Source organism: Chryseobacterium sp. HNCC26DJ239 (assembly GCF_057180445.1).
The window spans coordinates 153,982-175,031 of record NZ_JBXUGJ010000002.1 but is presented as its reverse complement, the minus strand read 5'-3'; the positions used below and the strand labels follow the sequence as shown (position 1 = coordinate 175,031).

General features: G+C 33.7%; 20 protein-coding genes. 2 read left to right on the top strand and 18 right to left on the bottom strand.

Features of this window, described 5'->3' with window-relative positions:
- Nucleotides 1–10 precede the first annotated feature (10 nt).
- The 3 genes from AC2A1D_RS04455 to AC2A1D_RS04445 form a co-directional block, all read right to left on the bottom strand.
- Nucleotides 11–2,071 carry a phospholipase effector Tle1 domain-containing protein gene (locus tag AC2A1D_RS04455; RefSeq protein WP_484042458.1) on the bottom strand — a complete coding sequence of 687 codons (2,061 nt, stop codon included), beginning with the start codon at nt 2,069–2,071 and terminating at the stop codon, nt 11–13.
- A gap of 3 nt (nt 2,072–2,074) precedes the next feature.
- The gene (locus AC2A1D_RS04450; RefSeq protein WP_484042456.1) at nt 2,075–3,067 is read right to left on the bottom strand and encodes a DUF2931 family protein; all 993 of its coding nucleotides are present in this window, start codon (nt 3,065–3,067) and stop codon (nt 2,075–2,077) included.
- 211 nt (nt 3,068–3,278) lie between these two features.
- Nucleotides 3,279–4,274 (bottom strand): DUF2931 family protein, encoded by a 996-nt coding sequence (locus tag AC2A1D_RS04445; RefSeq protein WP_484042455.1) that lies wholly within the window; start codon nt 4,272–4,274, stop codon nt 3,279–3,281.
- Between the two features lie 95 nt (nt 4,275–4,369).
- Here AC2A1D_RS04445 and AC2A1D_RS04440 point away from each other — a divergent pair, with 95 nt between their 5' ends.
- Nucleotides 4,370–4,630: a hypothetical protein gene (locus AC2A1D_RS04440; RefSeq protein WP_484042454.1), complete on the top strand. Its 261-nt coding sequence runs from the start codon at nt 4,370–4,372 to the stop codon at nt 4,628–4,630.
- A 28-nt stretch (nt 4,631–4,658) separates the two neighbouring features.
- Here the strand turns inward: AC2A1D_RS04440 and AC2A1D_RS04435 are convergent, their stop codons facing one another.
- The 12 genes from AC2A1D_RS04435 to AC2A1D_RS04380 all read right to left on the bottom strand — a co-directional run bounded on the left by AC2A1D_RS04435 (nt 4,659) and on the right by AC2A1D_RS04380 (nt 15,822).
- Entirely contained in the window at nt 4,659–5,135 is a 477-nt protein-coding gene (locus tag AC2A1D_RS04435) for a hypothetical protein (RefSeq protein ID WP_484042453.1), read from the bottom strand.
- Between the two features lie 126 nt (nt 5,136–5,261).
- Nucleotides 5,262–5,696, bottom strand: coding sequence for a hypothetical protein (locus AC2A1D_RS04430; protein ID WP_484042452.1), 435 nt, complete (start codon nt 5,694–5,696; stop codon nt 5,262–5,264).
- A gap of 3 nt (nt 5,697–5,699) precedes the next feature.
- Nucleotides 5,700–6,692, bottom strand: a complete 993-nt coding sequence (locus AC2A1D_RS04425) for a hypothetical protein (RefSeq protein ID WP_484042451.1) — start codon at nt 6,690–6,692, stop codon at nt 5,700–5,702.
- Between the two features lie 3 nt (nt 6,693–6,695).
- Entirely contained in the window at nt 6,696–8,588 is a 1,893-nt protein-coding gene (locus AC2A1D_RS04420; RefSeq protein ID WP_484042450.1) for a type VI secretion system Vgr family protein, read from the bottom strand.
- Nucleotides 8,589–8,637: 49 nt separating this feature from the next.
- Nucleotides 8,638–9,036: a hypothetical protein gene (locus AC2A1D_RS04415; RefSeq protein ID WP_484042449.1), complete on the bottom strand. Its 399-nt coding sequence runs from the start codon at nt 9,034–9,036 to the stop codon at nt 8,638–8,640.
- Between the two features lie 9 nt (nt 9,037–9,045).
- Nucleotides 9,046–9,438: a type VI secretion system tube protein TssD gene (gene tssD, locus AC2A1D_RS04410; protein ID WP_484042448.1), complete on the bottom strand. Its 393-nt coding sequence runs from the start codon at nt 9,436–9,438 to the stop codon at nt 9,046–9,048.
- A gap of 119 nt (nt 9,439–9,557) precedes the next feature.
- Entirely contained in the window at nt 9,558–9,944 is a 387-nt protein-coding gene (gene tssD / locus AC2A1D_RS04405; protein ID WP_484042447.1) for a type VI secretion system tube protein TssD, read from the bottom strand.
- 176 nt (nt 9,945–10,120) lie between these two features.
- Nucleotides 10,121–10,507 carry a type VI secretion system tube protein TssD gene (gene tssD / locus AC2A1D_RS04400; RefSeq protein WP_059137275.1) on the bottom strand — a complete coding sequence of 129 codons (387 nt, stop codon included), beginning with the start codon at nt 10,505–10,507 and terminating at the stop codon, nt 10,121–10,123.
- Between the two features lie 728 nt (nt 10,508–11,235).
- Nucleotides 11,236–12,609, bottom strand: coding sequence for a DUF5458 family protein (locus AC2A1D_RS04395; RefSeq protein WP_484042446.1), 1,374 nt, complete (start codon nt 12,607–12,609; stop codon nt 11,236–11,238).
- A gap of 11 nt (nt 12,610–12,620) precedes the next feature.
- Nucleotides 12,621–13,070: a hypothetical protein gene (locus tag AC2A1D_RS04390; RefSeq protein WP_484042445.1), complete on the bottom strand. Its 450-nt coding sequence runs from the start codon at nt 13,068–13,070 to the stop codon at nt 12,621–12,623.
- Nucleotides 13,071–13,253: 183 nt separating this feature from the next.
- Complete coding sequence (locus tag AC2A1D_RS04385) at nt 13,254–15,083, bottom strand: type VI secretion system baseplate subunit TssF (protein WP_484042444.1); 1,830 nt, start codon at nt 15,081–15,083, stop codon at nt 13,254–13,256.
- 10 nt (nt 15,084–15,093) lie between these two features.
- Nucleotides 15,094–15,822: an SH3 domain-containing protein gene (locus AC2A1D_RS04380; protein ID WP_484042443.1), complete on the bottom strand. Its 729-nt coding sequence runs from the start codon at nt 15,820–15,822 to the stop codon at nt 15,094–15,096.
- Between the two features lie 249 nt (nt 15,823–16,071).
- Here AC2A1D_RS04380 and AC2A1D_RS04375 point away from each other — a divergent pair, with 249 nt between their 5' ends.
- Nucleotides 16,072–17,244, top strand: a complete 1,173-nt coding sequence (locus tag AC2A1D_RS04375) for an IS4 family transposase (protein ID WP_484042442.1) — start codon at nt 16,072–16,074, stop codon at nt 17,242–17,244.
- Nucleotides 17,245–17,294: 50 nt separating this feature from the next.
- Here the strand turns inward: AC2A1D_RS04375 and AC2A1D_RS04370 are convergent, their stop codons facing one another.
- The 3 genes from AC2A1D_RS04370 to AC2A1D_RS04360 are packed head-to-tail and all read right to left on the bottom strand — an operon-like array spanning nt 17,295 to nt 21,038.
- Nucleotides 17,295–17,825, bottom strand: a complete 531-nt coding sequence (locus AC2A1D_RS04370; protein ID WP_484042441.1) for a hypothetical protein — start codon at nt 17,823–17,825, stop codon at nt 17,295–17,297.
- Nucleotides 17,812–19,566, bottom strand: a complete 1,755-nt coding sequence (locus tag AC2A1D_RS04365) for a glycoside hydrolase family 19 protein (RefSeq protein WP_484042440.1) — start codon at nt 19,564–19,566, stop codon at nt 17,812–17,814. Before AC2A1D_RS04365 ends, AC2A1D_RS04370 begins: the two co-directional genes overlap by 14 nt.
- Nucleotides 19,567–19,586: 20 nt before the next feature.
- Nucleotides 19,587–21,038, bottom strand: coding sequence for a hypothetical protein (locus AC2A1D_RS04360; RefSeq protein ID WP_484042439.1), 1,452 nt, complete (start codon nt 21,036–21,038; stop codon nt 19,587–19,589).
- Between the last annotated feature and the right edge of the window lie 12 nt (nt 21,039–21,050).

Genomic DNA, 21,050 nt, shown 5'->3' with positions numbered 1-21,050 from the left:
ATGGTTAATGTTAATGCTCTACTCTTTTATAATTTTTAGCAGGATCCATACCCAGCCAATCTCTGTTTGCTGACCAATGAAGGTACTTATTTCGCAATGTTCGCAATAACTCTTGTTCTGTGTTCATTATTACGACTTCTTCAATATCAATAGTTTTTATTTTTTCATCATTGCCAATTGGTCCAGTAGTTGGGGGGAATTTTGGTTTCTCCAGAATTGGAATTTGTTTGGGAATGTAAACCCGAAGATTATCTATTTTTACTGGCTCCACTTTACCTTTTGCCATTTCATTAATTTCCTTATCTATTCTTTCCCTTTCTGCTTTTTCTTTTCTGATACGAGCCAATTCTTCATCGCTTATAAATAACCATTCTCTCTCTTTTCCATCAACATATTTTTTTAAATGTGTTTTTGCGCGGTTCAAAATATTGTCATTTATTGGGTAAGTTGTTGTTGGATATGCGCCGCTTATCATTTTATGTTTCATATGTTTTGAACCAAGTTCCTCCATAAAATGAAGCGGAATATAGCTATATTCTTTTTTAAGAAACCTTGTACCTGTTAGTTTTCTATAGGCACCCGGCGTATATAAACTATGCTTCTCAACGGAAATATCAAGCTCTTCTTCTTTATACCAATGCTCATCAATAAGATGTTGCTTTCTCATCTCTAATTTTAGATTTGAGCTTATGCTTACATTAGATAGTACAGTAAGTGCCAGTCCGACATTGGCAGTTTCTATCTCATCTACTATCTCTGTTCCAGTCTCATAGGCGCCGCCAATATCACAATGTACTCCGGGGAAGTTAAACTCCTTACTCCCAACGAAGCGTGTAAGAGCAAAATTTTCCCTATGCTCATCCATTGCAGTAAAGTGGACAGCCTCGGAAAAACGACCTAGATTATTAAGCTGTAGTTGTTCTACATCATCTCCAAAATGATGTTCTGCACCTAGAGTAGCATGCACCGCACCTACAGCTGCTCTTTTACCTCCTCCCATATCCCCATACTCCTCATAAGAAGATACGGTATCGTAAACACCTATAAAACGAATGTCAAGACGTAATCCTTCTAACTCTTTTGCTTTTGAAAATATCCCTTTGCTTAGGAGATAATATCCTAAATATCCAAATCTTGGCATTTTGCCATTATCCAAATATTGAGGATCTAATTCAATTTTATCTTTATCCAGATAGATGGTTTTGTATTTGGGAACATATCTCTCTGTTTGGAAATCATTACCATAATTAGGACTTATTTTTTCTATAGTGAAGCCATCCTGCACTCTTTTGGACTTTATGGCAAGATCTTTCGGCCTTTTGCTATGATTATTGACCTCATATACAAAGTTGCGTGCTGCTGCTGCACCACGGCTGAAACCGGAGACATCTATAGTGATTTGACTGAGTTTTTTCGTTTTATCAATATTTTTTTTTGCAGAAAAAATTTTTTCTGCTAACATTTCACATCCTCTTCTTACTTTTCCACGTACACCGCTGAAGCCGGAGCCGTACTGGAAGCCATCATCTATATCTCTTCCTGTTTTTTCATTTCCTTTTTCATCTTTGCCACCTATTGTACCAATACCTTCTATATAAATAGCGTATTCTTTCTTCTCACAACATTTGTACATACGGGCAACATTGGTGTAGTCATTAGAAAAACTATTATCTACGCCCAATTCATCCATACCAAATTTGCGTTCTCCAGGTTTTAGAGGTTCTCTATGGCAAGATTTCAGGTATCTTACATACTCGTTGTCATTAGGGTCAGGATCTTTATTTCCAAGCTTATCATATTCTGCTTCTTGTGCATCCCGTGTTGCTTTTATGGCTTTTTCATTTTCTTCCACTATTTTTTTATAGGAATCATCACTTATCTTGCTGCCGTCCGATTTGTAGGTATAATCACTTTTTGGTCTAATTCGATTCCCCTTATCCCTGTACCTTTCTCTTAATTCTGTGTTATGCATATTATTAAGCGTCCCATCAAAGAACATCCCGAACTCCAAATGGAGGTCGCCATCTGGAACAACCGGAGCTCCTGCGTTATATACAAATGTTTGTCCCATAATTTACTTTCTTATTTCAAAAACTTCTAAATTTTCCGTTTCAATAAAAATATCTTTGCCGTTCCCTTTTAGTTTTACAGTAAAAAAAGTATTTGCCATATTGACTCTAATATCCAAATCTGCGGTTATACTGTCGGGATGTTCCCCATAGACCTCTTTAAATGCTGCAAGGGCAGATTCTTCATTTAAGTTGCAATTTCCACCATATCCAATACCTCCTTCGTCTATCCAATCAAATATAATTCTTCTTGGAATAGCTTTATTCTCATAGTCTTGTAATGGAAATTTCTCATTGAAAATTTCTCCAACCTCCCCATTTAAATATCTAATATCTAAAGTAGATTTTAAATTCAAAACAGAACCATTCTGCAGTTCAAAAACAGGTTTCCAATTGTATTTTATGCGGTAGGTATCCCACAAGCCAAAAGGAATCGGTTTGTTTTTGTTAGCTTCCTGTACTTCTTTGGGGATAACGTCTTCACTCGCCATTATTCCCTTTTTGTATTTTGCATCAAATAGCAAACGTTCGTGGCTGTCTAGCTGTGCAATTTCTGATTGTGGGATTACAATTTTCTTCCCTTGGTATCTGCCTATTTCTGTTTGTCTTCCTGTGCCAACCGCCCATACTACCACTACACCGCCAGGTGCAAAGCCTGTACAGATTCCGTCATAAGTTTCATGTCTTATTTTTCCGCTTCCACTAACCTCTTTGGTATCAAAACCTTTTTTAAAAAGTTCATACAATTTCTGATGGTCTATTGGCGTTTCTATGGTGTACATGCAATCTTCTGCAAACGAGAGCCAAGTCACATTTAAGAACCTCGGCATCCAATCTGAACGGTTATCCATACCTCCGCTAGTAGTTCCCCATGGTGCTACACCTGTACAAAGACCGTTATTTAGGCTTTTAAAACCTATCCCTCCCTTATATACTTCTACAGGATAACCAAGTGGGCAGGAAGTTTGCGCCTGCCAACTAAATTGTTGTTCTTCCATTTTTGTGTTTTTTTCTTGTTTTTCTTGGCAGCATACTAATTGGGTAAAAAGTAAGATGGCAAGGAGTTGGGTTATTATTTTTTTCATCATTCATCCTTTTTTCGTGTTTCTTTTATTAAGCGTGCCGTCAAAGAACATTCCGAACTGCAAGTGCAATTCGTCAACAGCAGCTTTGGAATTGCCTGTGTTATAAACAAATGTCTGTCCCATATTATTGATATTTTCTTTTAAAAATTTCCAAATTTTCAGTTTTTATAAAAATATCTTTCCCATTACCTTTTAATTTTACTGTAAAATAAGTATTAGGAATATTAAGACGTATATCCAGATTAGCGGTTACTTGTTCAGGATTGTTCCCATAAACTTCTTTAAAAGCATCGAAAAGTGATTCTTCATTTAAAATAGCTCCTGCTCCATACTTTATACCATCTTTATCCTTAAAGGAAAATTGAATTTCTTTTGGTAATGCTCTTTTTTCATCATTCCCCAAAGGAAATCTTTCTGTGAAAATATTTTCTTTCTCACCATTGATATAAAATAACATTACCTCATTTTTTTCATCTAATATTGAGTTATCCTGCAATTCAAAAACAGGTTTCCAATTGTATTTGTTGCGGTAAGTATCCCACAAACCATAAGAGATAGGCTTGCCTTGTAGCGCTAAAGGAACGATATTGGGGTCTTTCATCATTTTTTTTCGATATTCCGGTTCAAACATCAGATGATTGTGGCTATCCAGATTTTCTATCTCCTGTTTGGGAATCTCTACTTCCTTGCCCAGATATCGACCTATCTCCAATTGTTTTCCTGCTCCTGCTATCCATATCACGCAGACGCCACCTGGTGCAAAACCAACGATTACGGTGTTATAGTTTTCGTGTCTTGTTGCTCCACTAGCTCCTTTAGATTCATAGCCTTTTCGGAAAAGTGAAGCTATCTTCTCGTGATCCAAGTCGCAATCTACCTGAAAAAACTTGTCTTCAGCAAAGGACAGATAGACCACGTTGAGGTGATCGGGTAAAGGTTTTACACCGGAATCCATACTTCTTCCCTGGCTTCCCCATCCCTCCAAACCTCTATGAACCCCTAAATTTAAAGATACATAAGTACCTTCTTTTAGGTTTTGCAATCCGCCTTTATAAACTTCTACTGGATAACCAGGTGGACAAGATATTGTTTCTTTCCAATCGTATATTTCTGTACTCATATTTTTTTCATTTTTGTTTTGGCAACTTGCTAATTGACTAAATGCAAATAGGCAAAGTAAGTAGATGGTCAATTTTTTCATTAGATAATCATTGAGTGGCAAGTTTAAGGAGAATTAACAGAGGAATTAAAAATAAGGATATTATAGCAAAGAACACTTTGATTAAAAATGAGGGTGTTTTATTTTTAAAAATAAGACTACTTATTATAAATAATATAAAAGAAATTGGTATAATACCTATTGAAATATACATTAGAATAAAACCACCATATCCCAAATCTTCAGCAAATAATAAGAGGCTGGCACAAAAAATTATTATCCCAATTAAAATGGATAAAATAAAAATCCCTAAATAAAACTTAACATTATTAATCGTTTTGCTCATTATCCTTTATTTACTTTGGCATCAATTTTTCCTAAAACCTTTGCAACTCCAGCACTTTGTATCAATATATCGCCGTTTTTAGCCTTATGGGTAGTTTTAGAAGTGGTTTCATCTAAATCTCCTATTACATTGACCGTTTTATTTTCGTTGACTGTCTGTTTATAACTTTTTGACTTGAACTGATGATTATTAGTGATATTTATTTTATGGTCATTACCAACGGTAGTGTTCATATTTTTTCCCGCACTAATATTTATATCTTCTCCCGCCGTAAAACTCATATTCTTTGGCGAATTCACATTAATATTCCCATTACCATCCATAAGATAGGTATTCCCACTCGGATCTTCTATAAAAACACTTCCCTCCGCATCATTCAGAATAATCTTCGTTCCCGATCTCGTGTGAATCACTTTCTTGTCATTTCCACTCGTATGATAAGAACTCGTTTCTGAGCCATTATAATGCGTTCCCATCACAAAAGGCTTTTCCGCATTTCCAGATTCAAAACCTACTAAAACTTCCTCGCCAATTTCGGGAATAAAATGAAAACCTTTTCCGGCTCCGGAGTGGGGTTGTATGAGTCTAATCCATTATTTTTTTTATCTTAAATATGAATAAGTTAAAAACACTATTGTGTCCTTATCTTTATAAGTAATTTCTTTACAAGAAAAGTTAATAGTATACTTGTAGAATTTTTTATCTAATTGTATATTTCGTTTTATCATATTAGATATTTCATACGCAATACTATCATAATATTTTCTAGATTTATTACAATCCACATAATCAATTGACAAGTCATAAGTCATAGTATCTTTAGGAAAAAGAAGCTTATCTTCTCTTTCTGGTGTACGGCTGATTTTTTCAAATCCATATTTAGTTTTTAGATTTTCAAATAATATTTTTTCCTCAGGCAAGGCTTTTATTCGCTTGGGGGAATAGGAAAGTAAAACACTCATAAAAAGTGCAAAACCGATATATACTATCACAGATATTATGACAATAATACAAGCATATTTAATTATTCTTCTCATATCTTAATAAAGTGTGTATTCATCAGTAGAGTGATGGTAGTATTTTTGTCCGTTTTTCAAAATTCTAAGAAACTGAGTATTATACTTTTCTCCACTGCTTTTATAAATCTTACTTTTTATAATAACTGTTGTTTCGGGTTCTATTCTGTCTGTAATTATTTGTCTTTTTGTTTCAGTATGAGAATATGAAAGATTGATTTTTTCCAAATCTTCAAACCAATCCCAAACATAGCCTTCAATTTTTGTATTGGCGTGTCCAAATCTATCGTGGTCAGGATTTTGCACCAACCCAGCATATAAAATACCTTTTATATAATCTTTGTCATTCAGATTTTTTAACATTAACACAGGATCCCAACTTATGTCAATTTGGTAAGTTCTGTCGGAATAATTTACGGAAAATCCAGAGACATCAGCAGGAGAAAGATGAACTACTTTTCGTACATCTATACTTTTAGACTTAAATACGCTAAGTATTCCTTCGGCAAAAGCAGCCCCCATACTGTGAGAAACAATCATTACCGATCGGTTCTGTTCAAAAATTGTTTTGTAAAATTTAGATTCTTTATTTTTCAACCTCGCTTCTGTAAATTCTTTTCCTTTTTTATACCTTTCGCTTCCCCTGCTTAGCATTGTATCTGCTCCATTTATAAAATATACATTTTTTTCAATAGTTTTAAAATACTTGGCAGCTTTTTCTCTTAGTTTATTACCCCAGTATTCAGCAAGGGCTTTACCATCGGAAAAGCCTAAAAGGTCTTTTTGTAGCCAACTAACATTCCAATAACCATTAACAAAAATAATTATGGGGTCTTTTCTTAGCAAGACATCATCTTTTTTAGGCGGTTCTTTCGGTTCTCCAAACTTTATTCCATCTTTCGCATTAAATATCACTTCTTTGTCAGATGAAATTGTATAACCCTCTTGGGCATAAACCTTATAACTTCCACCGATTTCTTCTATCAAATCTCCACCAATGTATGTTTCTTTGCTCATAGCTTAATGACTTTTTGACTTTTCTCCCGAGTTATGCTGTATTTCTTTTTGAGAGTGAAATTCGTGATTTTCAGTAGATTGTGTTGAGCCTTTTCCATTAATAACGGTTTGCTTATCCTTTTCTATTTTACTTTCTTTATTCCCTTGGATAAACTCAACTACTTTTCCAATTACATTGGTCATAAAATTGGCTCCTACAGAAATATTTTTCATCATTCCTACGCTTTCTGTTTGGTTCATTCCTACCGTATTGGTTTGGTTCATACCAACACTTGTCATCAAATTTTCTCCCACATTAATGTTCATATTTTTACAATTGAACGTCATGGTTTCGGGAGCGGTAACTGTAATGTTGCTTCCTACGGTATCAAAAATCATTTCGTTTCCACTTTTGTCCGTCAAAATAATACTTTCGTCTTCTGTAAATTTTAGAATATGTCCGCTTCTTGTGTGGATTGCTTTTATGCTATTATCAGAAGTTCCATAACCACTCGTTTCACTACCATTATAATGCGTTCCCATTACAAATGGTTTCTCGGCGTTTTGGGATTCAAAACCTACCAAAACTTCTTCACCGATCTCAGGAATAAAGTGGAAACCTTTACCACTGCCAGAGTGGGGCTGTATCAATCGTATCCAAGGTGTCATCTGGTTCTTATCTTCCTGCCACGGGAATTGTACTCTCACTCTGCCCATTCCCATTGAATCATTGTTATCCATTACTCTTGCGGACTGGGCTTCGCACTTAGGAAAAGCGTCGGTGTCGATGTAAGGTGCTGCGTTGAACAAATCCGGGATTGCGATAAACTCATTGTAATATTCACTAGGATCGTGGATGTGTTTGATGTCAATGATTCGGTAGGTTTCCATTGCCTTGCCATTGATGTCCGAAAGTTCCACACGACCGCCGATTCTTACCGCTGGGTTGTAGCTTCGGGCTTTAATGTACATCAGATTTTCCCGTTTTTCTTTTTCTAAACGAAGCGCTTCTTGCAATTCTTTTTCAGACATATCTGAGATGCCTGTATGATTAAAGTGCATTTTTGGCTTCTTTTTGAAGATATTTTTCGAGCGGTTGATCGCAACACTTTGGAATAGATTGGCCTTAAACTCGCTTTTCTGAGATGCACTGTCTTTTTCTATTTTGGCACCGCTTTCGGCATCGTAACTCATCAAACCAAAATCCTGAGCTCCGATTTTTAACGAAAAGGTAACATCCATTAAATCGTCACCTTCTTGTAGTTTTAGGGTGGGTTGTGTTCCTGCTCCGAAAATCAGCTCTTCACCATTGTAATAGAAAAACTCGCCGTGGCGTATCGCAAGCCTGCGAATAAACTGATAATCTGACTCTTTGTACTCAACGGTATAAGGGTGGGCATATTTTACATTGGGCAAATCTACCTTCACCCGGGCTTCCCTTGGATAAATTTCAGAAATTTCCTTGATAATTTGTTCTAAAGTTTTGTTTTCAAAGCTTTGGCAGTCCTGTCCGCTTTCCAATAGAATACTCGGGGAAAATCCTGTAATAATCAAATCGCCATAGCCACCACCTTCATTCTTCGCATTATCAATACCGCCAATAACTCCGCTGAACGATTGCTGAATTTTCCCCCATTGCCAGAAATTAATCGTAATGTTGTTCCCAAGAATATTTTTCGAATTTTCCAGCACATAACCTTTGAAACTGTCTAAAGCATCATCAGGAACAATGATGGAAAAGGTATCGTGATCTGCAGTTTTCTGATGAAGTTCTGTATTGTAGCTGTTTTCTAAAAGAAACTCTTTACCATCCATCATAAACAGGCAGTAAATATTAGGATTTTTAGGGTCATTAAGCTGTTCTTTGAAAGATCGTGATGTCCCGAATATCGAGGGATCAAAAGGTTCGTTTTCCATAATTTGAGTTTTTTTTAATATGAGGTAAATTTGATATAAGTTATGGTTCTTACCATTTCAGTAACAGAAGTTCATCTTTAATAAAATCATAAAAACGCTGTTGATGGGGAAGGAAAAATGAATTTTCAAGGAGTTCCCGAAGGTCTTTTTCTTCTAAAATACAGCCAACCCCTCCATCTTCAAAATTGATCGAGTCTCCCGGCTTTTCGAATGAAATATTTTCAGAGACACCTTTTCTTAATATCATTCCTTTCGGAGTGCACAGAAGGTTTTTTCCATCCTGGTAAATAAGTCTTTTTTCTTTCGGATAGTATGAAAAATGTTTGTCAGCAAAATGATTATGTATAAATAATTCTTCTCCTACAAAAGCTTGGATATTTATTTCCGCACCTTGATAAAGTCGGTGTTTTTGCTGAATACCTGTCCATTCAAATTTCAATTCCGCCATTAATTTTTATTATTTGACCGTCCAGAACTTTTCGTGGTGGGCTCCATTCACATTAAATGACTTTGCCACCAGATGCATTTCGATTTGTAAAGGCTCATTATTATTCGAATCAAAATGTTCTGTGAATTTTACACAAAATGCTTTTTCAAAGACAAGTTCCTGCAATTTACTCATCGCATCTCTTCGGTAGTAAACAATTTTTCCATTTTTTACTTGGCTATGATCGAGCATCCAACTTAATAATTCGGGATTCCCTGTGCTTTCGATACGAATAATGATTTCGCCACCTTTTGGCATTCCTTTAGGCTTCCCAGTAGTGTCTATTGGCTGTACAAAATTGTATTTACACTCCAATATATTGTAGGTATTCCCGTCTAATTCTAATTTTGATAAAAATGACATATTTTAATTGTTAGTTGATGGTTGTCTGTTGATGGATTTTAACTTATCTATTTTGAAACAAGTTTCAAAAAGCAAAAAAATGGGTAATCTTTACATTACCCATTTTTTATTTAGATGAGTTACACCCACTCGTTGATATACTTTCCTGTTCCCATTTCAAGCTCCCTTGCCGAAATGGTAAAAGTTTCAGTGAGAGGATTATCTCCTGATGCATCAAATTTCTCTTTATGCTTTACAAGATAAGCTTCTGAAAATTTCAACTCTTTCAACGTAGCATCATTATCCCTTTTATAGAATACAACACTTCCATCTTTTCTTTCGAATGAATTGGTCATCCATTCAAATAAATCTGTTTCTCCTGTGCTCTCAACGGTAATATCTATTTTCCCACCTCTTGTAATAGTAGATGGTCTTCCTGTAGCATCTGTTTCCTGAAACAAACCGTAATTTATGCTTAATACATTGTAGTTTTTTCCTGCTACTTTTAATATGGATTTAAATGACATAATTGTAAAATTTTAATTGTTTTTAATAGAAGTTGTGTTTTTAAAAAATCTTTGTACCAAAATGAAATTATTGTTTAGAAGATACGATTGCAATTAGTCTATCTCAATTCCTATCTCTGCAATAAGATTCAGTTCGATTAAAAAAGAAATTCAATGGATTCGTAATTTGATATGGATTATACCCACTCATTGGTATGTTTCGCATTCCCTAACTCGATTTCTTTTGCCGAAAGCACAAAAGTTTCTGTTAATGGATTATCTCCCGATGCATCAAAGTTTTCGTTGTATTTTACGATGTAAGCTTCCTTGAATTTAAGCTCCTTTAGTGTAGCATCGCTATCTCTTTTCACAAATCTAACACTCCCGTCTTTTCTTTCAAATGAATTGGTCATCCACTCAAAAAGATCGGTCTCTCCTGTGCCTTCTACTGTAATAAAGATTTTACCACCACGGGTAACGGAAGAGGGTCTTCCTGTTTTGTCGGTTTCCTGTAGCATTGCGTATTCTACAGATAGTACGTTACGCTTTTTTCCTGCGTATTCTAAAATGGTTTTAAATGACATAATAAATATATTTAAAGGTTTAAATTTTACTACTACCAAAAATGGAATATATTCTGATCTGTATGTTTTTTCATCATTTGTAATTTTTGCATCAAACCAATATGGAATATATATCCTGAGGATATTAAAATAATTCTAAGATTTCACTCTTATATAGAAAAATTTATAAATCAAATGTAAAGATATTTTTTAATCCTGCAAATACTTTTAAAGTAATTTTTCTTAGCCAATTATTACATAATCAGATTGTTGTGAAAAAAAAATCGTAACATAAAAAAGATATTTAATGTCAAAACTCTCACATAAATGAAAAATACAATATTCATCTATAATAATAAAATACAATTATTGAAATATTCACAAAATAGATATTTCGCAATTTATTTGCCTTTGTAGATAAATATCTACAAAATTTATTCATTAGCCGCCTGTTTTATTTCAATTATTCTTTGGTTTCACCAAATTAATCTCTAAATATGTGAGCTAAATAATGCTTTTCAGGAACATTTTTTGACAATCAGATGCTTTTTTAAACAAAAATTTCGATTGATATCTCATTGGGAATGATTCTAATGTTTACTATATTAAAAGAAAACAAATCCGAAAAGCGAGATTTTTTTGTCAAAAACTATGATTTTTGATTTGCAAAAAATCCTATAAAAAAGCACAGAAGCAAAATTGCCTCTATGCTTAAAAACACAAATGATGGAAAATAGAATTAGACTCTTCTATTTCTGCTCGTATTCTGTGTCCCATTCGTTTCCGTCATCTCCTTTATGGCCGTCCATTTTGATAAGGAAGTTTTTAGCCGGGAAGTATGGTTTCATATGGATATCCAGATGGATTCTGTCTTTTTGTACAGGATCTTGCTCAAATTTTCTAATCTCAAAATTTTCAATCAGTTTTCCCGGACCGGTAATTCCGTCAAGGAAACGAACAATCTGGTTCATAATTTCTTTTCTGGTCACCGCAGTAAAGTTTTCAAAAGCTCTTCTGTTTAAGAAGTCCATCAGTACCTTGGTTACATAATCAAATACTCTTACTACGGAATAGGTTTGAAGTCCTAAGTTATCTCCGTTGAATAAGGTTTTACCAGAAAATGCCATTACTTTTCCATATTCGTTAACCATCGGGATCAATCCCAAGTTTTCAAGATTAGCAATTTCACTTTTCTTAAGGTCAAATTTAACCCCGTCAACTTCATTGATTCCTCCAAATTTTTTCCCTGCCGTAACTTGTGACATCAGCGTTTTATACACTTTTCCTGCCAATGCTCCTGATGGCGGAATGAAAAGATCATCCAATTCGTCAATTTCTTCAAATCTTCCTCTTCCAACAAGCCAGTTGCAGGTCATCAGTACATTGGAACGATAAATATCGCCTCCGGTAAGGTAAGCCTGATCAAACATTTCCATTACATCATCCGGTTCGTCCAGATGTTCAAAATCGGTTACCAGCATTACTTTATTTTCGTGCGCAATTTTTGCCCATTTTTCCACAACGGTATTAGAGCCTAAATATCCTGGAATAACTAAAAGTCCGTAATTGCTTTTTAGATCTAAACGGTCATAATTATCAGATAATTCTGCATGGATGGTATCAATGAAACGTGTATTGTCAAGATCTTTTAATTGCTCTAACGTTGCATTGATAACGGTTACATTCTTTACCTTGTCTGATTCTGTATTTTTATAGAATAGCGCAACTGTTCTGTAATTTCCTTCAAGCTCTCTGGTAGCATCTACCGCTTTAGACAAATTTTTAGAAAGTAATTCTTCTGCTGATTTTCTTTGATCTTCACAATGTGCTACCATATCTGTCAAAGAATCGCTTTTACTGATAACACTTGCCCAAAGTTCAAGTGTTTTTTTTAGAGTTTCTCTTTCTTTCTCCTTACCTTTTTCTGTAAGGAATATTTTTCTTCTTGCTTTTCTGTCCGGGTTGATATTTTGTACATTTTCAATAGAAGTTTCCAATAAATCAAAGCCACCGTAGCGAGCTAGTTTTTCGATAGATTTATCTAATGATACCTGTCCTCCTTTCTTTTGTTCCAAAACAGGAGCATCTACTGACTGTTGTGTTTCTTGTTGTTTTTGTGACATCGTAATTTGTGTTATTTGTTTTCTTCTAATTCTTTTATTAGTGATTGTAGAGTGTCGTGTAATGCTTTTTTTGCATCCGGATCTTCCAATGCGGCTTTTAAAATTTTATTGGTTTTTAATTGTTTTACAATCTTTTGGTACTGGTCTTTTTCTGTTTCCAGACCAGTAAGAAAACTGCTCTGTGCTGTAATTCCTTTCGTTCCGAAATCTCCAAGATTTTTGAATTTCAGGTTTTCCATTCTGATAGAACCGCTCGCATCTTCAAAATCAACTTTGACTTCTGGTTTGTAATGTTCAAAAACTTTTTCTACTGTAGTAAGTCCTTCCACCAATTCTGGTTTTACAGGGTCATCTGCAGTAAGTTTCTGTGCGAAAATCGTTCTGTTCTGTGGGATTTCGAAAATCGCTTCACTTGCGTCTAGTGGTACTTCATTACCACCAATTCCTTTGTTTGTTAACATAGCATATGGTTTAAAATTATTGTATTTTATTTAATTCTAATCCAAAGATGGTATCGTATTTTCCACAAAAGAAAAGCTGAAACGAAAAAATATTCAGGCTTTGTGAGGAATTTAGCGATTTCATCAATGTGTTTTTTTTGTTTATATAAATATATGAAATTTTGATTAATACAAAACTTATTTTTATTTTTCAAATAATCGGTATGGATAAATATTGGCAGATGCATTTTTCAGTTTTAATGAAAAACTGTCGCACAAATAATTCCACTCGGATTCTTCAACTTCCATTGCATTTTCTTTGTTTCGGATTAGAAAAACGTCTATCGTTCTGCTAAACCCTCCCTTCAAAGACACTTCTTTTTTGGTTCCTTTCTTCACTTCAATCCCCGTAATGGTGTTTTTGAAGTGATTCATCCCGAAAGCTCTTATATCGGCTACGGTAACAATCCTTCCTCGGGTAAGAAGTGCGCTTCTGTATTCCAGAATTTTATCCTGTGAGGACAGCTTTTTTCTTCCTCCCACAGAGGTTTGTATCATTACAGCCGTGGGATTCATTGAGCGGTTTCCTTTGTTTTCTTCTGTCATTATCGTGCCCGGTTTTAGATTATTCGCTTCCTCAGCTGCTGTTGACCAATAGGAAATCGTGCAATTAATTTCTGATGTCTCGTTTCCTGAAGAAATAATAAGATAAGGGTTGTTCACTTCTGTAAAATTTTTCTCTTTGGCTACCTGATGAAGTGAAGCCACGTGTTGTTTGATTTGCTTTAGAGTTTCGTTGACTGAATTAATACCCATTGCAGCAAAAGCCGCTGTTTCATCTTTGATGAGTTCCAAAAGATATTGCAAAAGCTCTGAAGCATTTCTGCGATCAAATCGGGAAACACCACCTTTTCTTAACATAGCGGTCATTCCTTCATTTTCTGTATCGTAATTTTTTATGTCCAGTCTTTTTCCATTACGGTCATCAGATACATAATCCAAGTCTAAGAAATAGTCTTTTTCATCAATCGGAATAATATTAAGCCGTCCTTTAATTTTGCGCCCAATGTCTTTATTTCGGATATTAAGCATAGGAACGCAATTCAGGGAAAAACGTATATTTTTTAATATATCTGGTACAATGGCTTCTGAAAATTGGAATTTCAGCCAGATTACATCCTCTTCATGTCCTGCTATGTGATTCGGAAAGTTCTTAGTGAATAGTTCTTCTTTTTCTGGCTTTGCTGAAAAATCAATTTTGCCTTTCAGGGTGAAAAAATTACCGCCATAATATTGATTGACTTCGTTATAGATATATTCCAGATCAGAATAATTTTTAGTAATGATGTTTTCAATATTTAAACCTTCATTTTCTACGTTGTAACCTTCTTTTAATTCATATTCTTTGTCTGCAAAATAAACCTTTACCTGATGGAGGTAGTAAAAGAATAACTCTTTTTGATAGGCATTATTAATGTCAATAAAGAACATCAAATCTTCTACATTCTCTTTGTTGGGAGAATGAATGCCCAACCACAACTCTCCGGAAGGAATGTGCATTTCTGCTTTTCCAACAGCATCTTCAAAGAAGAAGCTTTCGACACGATTTAGAGTATCAGCATAGGCAATGTATTTCACTTTTGCCGTGGTCAGTTTCGCTTCTATGGAAGGACTGAAGTAGATATCTTTACTCGTGCTTTCCACAGGATTGTATATATTCTGCTTTCGTATGGGTGTTTTAAAACTATTATATAGAGAGATTTTAGCATTGTTTTCCAATGGGCTTACCTGAAGAAGTGTTCTTGCCGGAACGACTCCTGACACTTCCTCTGGAAACATCACTTCTAAAACCCTTTCGATAATCCTGGCTCGTGAGCTTTCTAATTCAAAACCTAATTTTTCCAACTCGGCTGCACAAGCAGACAATAATAAACTGATAACAGGATCAAAAGAGGTTTCCGCTTCCAATTCATTATATCCCCACATTCGGGCAGCTCTTCTTAATATGCGGTCTTTTATGCGGTCTTGATTCATTTTTTATATTTTATCCAAATAAATTATCCCAAAATCCTTTTTTCTTTTTATTCTTTACCTCGTCTTCATCGGCAAGGAAAGTGTATTTCTTTTTTTCTATTTCTTGTTGTTCTTTTTTTAACACTTCTGTTGCCAAATAACCTGTTATGCCGTTTACTTTTACAAAATCCCAACCCGAAGTTTGATTTACTATTTCTACTTCGCCCTTTGCCAATACTTCTCTTGAGAAACTGGAGAAATCTGGGCGGTCGTACAGCAAGAACGAAGTTGAATGATTATTTGAATTGCCCGATTTTATTCTGCTTTTATGGACATAACCCGTTTTGCCTTCTTTAGTTTTTACTAAAAACCAATCGTCTGTATTGTCTAAAACCTCTATTTGTTCTCCTGTTTTTATTTTTTGTAAAACTTCGGATTTTGCATTTTTTTCTTTGCGGAGGTTGGTAAAGCCGTCGGGGTCTTGGATGGTGTAGACTTCAATAAAGTTACTTTCATTACGATGTTCTTGTTCTGTTTGAAACACTTTAGTAAAATATTTTAAAGAACTATATCCAAAATAATCATTCTTACTAAATTCTTTTATTAAATTCGGATATGAAATGAACATATTATTTAACAATCCATAAGAAGGATCAGTACTTGTATATATATCATCATTTTCTCTACCCTGAATACCTATATTTAAAAGAAATGCTATTGCTTCATCAATATTTTTGTTATGCAATTTATTCTTCTTCATTATTTCTTTTTTATTATCTGCCAAGTAAAAAGTAATATGAGATATTAGTTCCTGATTCTTAGATAAATATGTTAATAGTTTTTTTCTAATAGTATAATCTTTATTATAGAAAACAATTGATAAAACAAAATTGTTTGAGTAATCTTCTAAATTATTGATATTATCACAATAGCGTCCTAAATAAAAAAATAAGAAGGAATTAAAGTAACTCAAAGTATCTTTGAGGTTGCACAACAAAAAAACCTTCTTATGGATTCAAAATTAACATTATTTTCCCAAATCATTTCAAAAATAGACCGAGGGATTTTCAAAAAAATAGTAATTGAAAAGAAAACCGATTACCGAAATAAAGGATTTGATAGTTGGAACCACTTAGTTTCTATGCTTTTCTGTCATTTTGCCAAAAGCACTTCGGTTCGGGACATTTCCAATGGACTTCGTAGCGCAACGGGCAACCTCAATCATTTAGGGATAAAAACAGCACCTTCCAAATCTTCTATTAGCTACCAGAATGGAAAACGAGATGCAGATTTGTTTAAAGATTTGTATTTCAAACTATTAGAACAATTAGGACAGCACACCAAACAAAAACGAGTAAAGCTGAAAATAAAAGTTCCCGTTTATCTATTAGATTCCACTCTTATTTCCCTGTGTCTTTCTTTATTTGATTGGGCAACGTATCGCACTAAGAAAGGAGCTGTAAAGATGCATACCTTGCTCGAATACGATGGGAAACTTCCTGTTTATGTGAATATTACCAAAGGAAGTGTTGCTGATAACAAGGGAGCGGAAAACATTCCTTTGGAAAAGGGAGCAGTCATTGTTGCAGACCGATTCTATAACGATTTTCCAATGCTCTCTATTTGGGACAGCAAAGGTGTTTTCTTCGTAATAAGACATAAAGAAAATCTGAAATTTGAAACTTTACAGGAACGAGAACTTCCACCAAAAGGAGCTCAAAGCATCCTAAAAGACGAAGAAATAATACTCTCAAATCCTTTATCCAAAGAAAAATATCCAAAAAAATTAAGAAGAGTGGCTATTTGGGACGATGAAAACAAGCAAACTATCGAAATTATCACCAATAATTTCACTTGGGCAGCTTCCACCATTGCAGAACTGTACAAACAAAGGTGGCAGATTGAGATTTTTTTCAGAGACATCAAGCAATTGCTTCATATCAAAACATTTATCGGAACATCTGAAAATGCAGTGAAAATCCAAATCTGGACGGCACTTATCACTATTCTCATTCTGAAATACCTGAAATCCATCGCTAAATATAATTGGCAATTATCAAATCTGGTAGCTTTTATCCGATTGAATATTTTTGTTAAAATTAATCTTCAATTTTGGCTCGACAAACCATTTGAGCAACCGCCTGAACCCCCCAAAAACTATTATCAAGGGGTTCTTTTTTGAAATTAAATGTAAAGCTAAATGTAAAATAGGTATTTAGGCTGTTTCTATTTTTAATAATTTTTATTTAGGACAGTATTGATATTATCACAAACCTTTTTTAATAAAATTTCATTTTTTTCATAATTAAAGAGAATAACAATATCTTGTGCTAAATCAACATCATTATGAATGGTTTTTAAAATAGACGTTAAATCATTTTGATATAAAATTTTATTCAAATTAACAACTGACTTCATGTATGGATAATTGATTAAATTCTCATCTTTAATTTTATCTACATCTGGTAAAATGTCTTCGCCTATTTTTATATATTTTTCTTCTTTAGATATCTGATAATCTATAGCTTCATTAAATATGACAATCTCATTATAACCATCCTCTAAATTTTGATTATCTATACCTAAAAGCTCTTTATTAATATTTTCAAAATTTTCTTTAGAATTTTGAAATTGTGATTTACTCAAAATTTTGCTAAACATTTCCATCTCTTTTTTTTCTATTTTGGAACTTCTATTTTCTTGACCTTGACATGATATATTAAATATCATAATTAAAGCATATATGTATTTATTGAGCGTCATTTTTCTTATTTTTTCTATTTGTTATTAAGTCTTTAGGATCTGCGACCGTTCCATAATCGGCAAATAATTGATTTAAGCTATTAGGATTAACCTCCTCAATATAAACAAAAACCTTCTTATTTGAAGCAAGGCAATCTGAAAAATGTTTTGTTATCTGTGGCATATCTGCATTATATACTCTGATACAGCCATGAGTTACCATAAGAGCTCCATTGTCAGTTAAACCTTTTTTACCATCTCCCATTGTATGTCCACAATGTATTAATATCCCTGACCTAGAAGAAGCGTTTAAAGCATCCCCAGCTTTGGGAGAAAGTCTTATTACCCCATGATTACCAAAAGATACACCGACATTGGCGGTTTTTAATTCTAATCCTGCATTCCATAAACCATTTGGAACATTTCCATAGCCTCCATTTGTATATCTATCTTCTCCTCCTGTTCCTAACGCTAGTGCATAGCATTTAAATAAAATACCTGAATCATCAAAGAAAACTAATAGTCCTTCTTTTTTTCTGTTAGATGGAACTATAATATCAATATACGCAGTTTTATTGTCAGCAACATAACTATTATCATATGTAGAATATTTACCAGTTACTTTAGGTTTTGTTTCTTTTGTTCCCCATTTACATTCATCAATTTTAAAAACTTTAGAAGTTATATTATTAAATCCCTTTTGTTTTTCATCATAATTGGTAGATATTTTTACTCCTTTACTATTTTTTATATCTACATTATTTCCCACTTTAGGACAAATTTTTCCTTTTACATCTTTGGTTCCGTTGGCTATTTTATTGATTCCTTTCCACAAAAAGAAAATCATTGAAGTAGAAACACCTAAACTTATTTTTTCTCCTACAAGATTAGGGTTTTGTAGAACATCTATATTTTCATATTTTAAAGTGTAAGGTTTACAAAAAGTATATATTTCTCTTCCTGTAATCTGTATTAAGCCTCGTCCTTTATAATTCCATCCATCATCTCCGCCTATATTTCCTAATTCTTTTCGGTTACTATAGGCGGTATTGGCAATCATTTTTTGATTAGCTGCTTGATATTGAAGATTAGATTTATGATATTTGGTTTTAAGCATTTCAATATTTTTTTTGTCAACTCTTCCATATCTAAAAGCCAATTCGTTTGGTGGACCATATCGCTTTCCTGTTGTACTAAATGCGGAAAAATTATCAGGTAAGGCTTGTACAGCATAATTCATCCCTTCCCCAGTTTTTAAATCTAATGATTTACCTCCTTCTACCATTGCTTGTGCAAAAAAATGGGCTTTATTCCAGCAGGTATTCATGTGTAAGTCTTTCATATACTTATTGTAGGTATTGGCTACACTTTGCCGTTTAGCAGCATCTGCATCAGGGAAAATAGTTTTTAAATCTTCTGCTGTTATAGGTTTCTCACAATTTGGGCATTTGTTATTTTTATTTTCTTCCTTCTTGCTACCCTTTACCACTGCTTTACTTCTCCCTGTTTCTATTTTCTTGGGTGGTGCTTTTTCATCTACATTTATTACCTCAGAGTCTATGCTTTGCCCTGCGTATTCTACTTCTAAGAAGAGTTCTTGCTCGCTTCCTTCTTTCCAATCGTCGCCTTTGTCTTGCATGGCTTGGGTAAGCGGTAAGTTGATAAAACTTTCGTCTCCTGCCAAAATGTAATTATGCTCGAATACCAACTGATTACTGATATCATCTTCCCATACTTTCAACTTTACGGTTCTGTCTTTCATGTTTTGTGCGGTAATAATTTTTACCCAAACAAACTATCCCAAAACCCTTTTTCCTTTTTGGGAAGAGGTTCGTCTTCTGCAAGGAGATTGTTTTTCTTTTTTTCTGTTTCTTCTGTTTCTTTTCTTGCTTCTTCTGTTGCCAAATAGCCTGTAACTCCGTTTACTTTTACAAAATCCCAGCCCGAAATTTGGTGCAAATATTCTATATCTCCTTTTACTATAACTTCTTGAGCGTAGCTTTGAAAATCTGGACGGGAGTAGAGATTGATGGATGTTATTGCTAAAGAAAAAGGTTCTTTTAATTCTATAAAACCTAATCTATCTGAACCAGTTATAGGAGCTTCCTCCTCTAACTTACCATTTTCTATCACTTCTTTTAAAGGTTGTAAACCATAGTAATTATTCTTTTCTATAATCTTTAAAATCTCCGGATGTGCACCAGTAATATTATATAAAGATGTTCCTGCATTATGCCATGCTGAATCGCTATTCATAGGTTTATACTTGTAAAAGGCTGGGTTTTCTACATTAGCCACATAGGCAACTATTTTTGCCTTTTCTTCTAAGGTGAATTTTTGGCGAAGGTCTTCATTAAAGATTTTCTGTTCATCTTCTTTAAACAGATAATTTAAATAACTACTCAAGGCGTATATGTATCGATCGTCATCTTTTGTGGTATGATCTGAAACATACTTTAGCAGGTCTTCTCTTATTTTGAGTTTCCCTTTGCAATCTTTTACAAAAAAAATTTTTCCAAGTTTTGCAATATTGCTGAAAGGGATTTCTTCGGAATATTCCTTATACAAATCTTTTAGTACAAATTCATTAATTTTTTCTTCTTTATCATAACCAAAAACCACTAAAAGGTTTTTCAGAAAATCCTTATCATTAAATAGTAGCCACGCCAAATCACCTTTGCTATTATTAAATAAAAATTTATTTCTGGCAATAATATACTGGTCTAAATTTATTTTTAATTGAGTGCCATTAATTTCAGCAAAATCATTTAAAAGAGGTAAATCAGATAAAATTTTAAATTTTGGGTAAACAAAAATATGGTTATAAGTATAATCAAATTCTGTTTGATCAATATTTGATTCTTGAGATGAATTAACAAAATAGGTAATAAAATTTTGATGTTGCTTTATAGATGAGCAGGAACAATCTTCCTGAGTTTCAAAAACTTCTTTAATTTGTTTTGAAAACAACTCATCATTTGGTATTTGATAGCCATTATTTTTTAATCCCTGCAATATTACTTCCCCGCCTAATTCTATATCTGTATCTGTTAATTTATACTGGTGTGATACATTTGTATCATTTTCAGAAAGTTCAATTTTTTCTTGAAGTTTCATATGTTTTTTTATTAGTTCTATATTTAAGTTTTCTTTTGTCGCTTTATCTTCTGTTATTTTCTTTTGACAGTTCAGTAAACTTGTGGTAGCAAAAAGAATAAATATTATTTTTTTCATTTTTATTAAATT

Excerpts from the sequence above, each read along its gene's own strand:
- tssD (WP_059137275.1), bottom strand. The coding sequence starts at position 10,507 with ATGTCATTTAAAACCATTTTAGAATACGCAGGAAAAAAGCGTAACGTA.
- AC2A1D_RS04395 (WP_484042446.1), bottom strand. The coding sequence starts at position 12,609 with ATGTCACAAAAACAACAAGAAACACAACAGTCAGTAGATGCTCCTGTT.
- AC2A1D_RS04390 (WP_484042445.1), bottom strand. The coding sequence starts at position 13,070 with ATGTTAACAAACAAAGGAATTGGTGGTAATGAAGTACCACTAGACGCA.
- AC2A1D_RS04420 (WP_484042450.1), bottom strand. The coding sequence starts at position 8,588 with ATGGAAAACGAACCTTTTGATCCCTCGATATTCGGGACATCACGATCT.
- AC2A1D_RS04370 (WP_484042441.1), bottom strand. The coding sequence starts at position 17,825 with ATGACGCTCAATAAATACATATATGCTTTAATTATGATATTTAATATA.
- AC2A1D_RS04360 (WP_484042439.1), bottom strand. The coding sequence starts at position 21,038 with ATGAAAAAAATAATATTTATTCTTTTTGCTACCACAAGTTTACTGAAC.
- AC2A1D_RS04365 (WP_484042440.1), bottom strand. The coding sequence starts at position 19,566 with ATGAAAGACAGAACCGTAAAGTTGAAAGTATGGGAAGATGATATCAGT.
- AC2A1D_RS04385 (WP_484042444.1), bottom strand. The coding sequence starts at position 15,083 with ATGAATCAAGACCGCATAAAAGACCGCATATTAAGAAGAGCTGCCCGA.
- AC2A1D_RS04375 (WP_484042442.1), top strand. The coding sequence starts at position 16,072 with ATGGATTCAAAATTAACATTATTTTCCCAAATCATTTCAAAAATAGAC.
- AC2A1D_RS04430 (WP_484042452.1), bottom strand. The coding sequence starts at position 5,696 with ATGAGAAGAATAATTAAATATGCTTGTATTATTGTCATAATATCTGTG.
- AC2A1D_RS04380 (WP_484042443.1), bottom strand. The coding sequence starts at position 15,822 with ATGAAGAAGAATAAATTGCATAACAAAAATATTGATGAAGCAATAGCA.
- AC2A1D_RS04445 (WP_484042455.1), bottom strand. The coding sequence starts at position 4,274 with ATGAGTACAGAAATATACGATTGGAAAGAAACAATATCTTGTCCACCT.
- tssD (WP_484042448.1), bottom strand. The coding sequence starts at position 9,438 with ATGTCATTTTTATCAAAATTAGAATTAGACGGGAATACCTACAATATA.
- AC2A1D_RS04455 (WP_484042458.1), bottom strand. The coding sequence starts at position 2,071 with ATGGGACAAACATTTGTATATAACGCAGGAGCTCCGGTTGTTCCAGAT.
- AC2A1D_RS04425 (WP_484042451.1), bottom strand. The coding sequence starts at position 6,692 with ATGAGCAAAGAAACATACATTGGTGGAGATTTGATAGAAGAAATCGGT.
- AC2A1D_RS04415 (WP_484042449.1), bottom strand. The coding sequence starts at position 9,036 with ATGGCGGAATTGAAATTTGAATGGACAGGTATTCAGCAAAAACACCGA.
- AC2A1D_RS04435 (WP_484042453.1), bottom strand. The coding sequence starts at position 5,135 with ATGGGAACGCATTATAATGGCTCAGAAACGAGTTCTTATCATACGAGT.
- AC2A1D_RS04450 (WP_484042456.1), bottom strand. The coding sequence starts at position 3,067 with ATGGAAGAACAACAATTTAGTTGGCAGGCGCAAACTTCCTGCCCACTT.
- tssD (WP_484042447.1), bottom strand. The coding sequence starts at position 9,944 with ATGTCATTTAAATCCATATTAAAAGTAGCAGGAAAAAACTACAATGTA.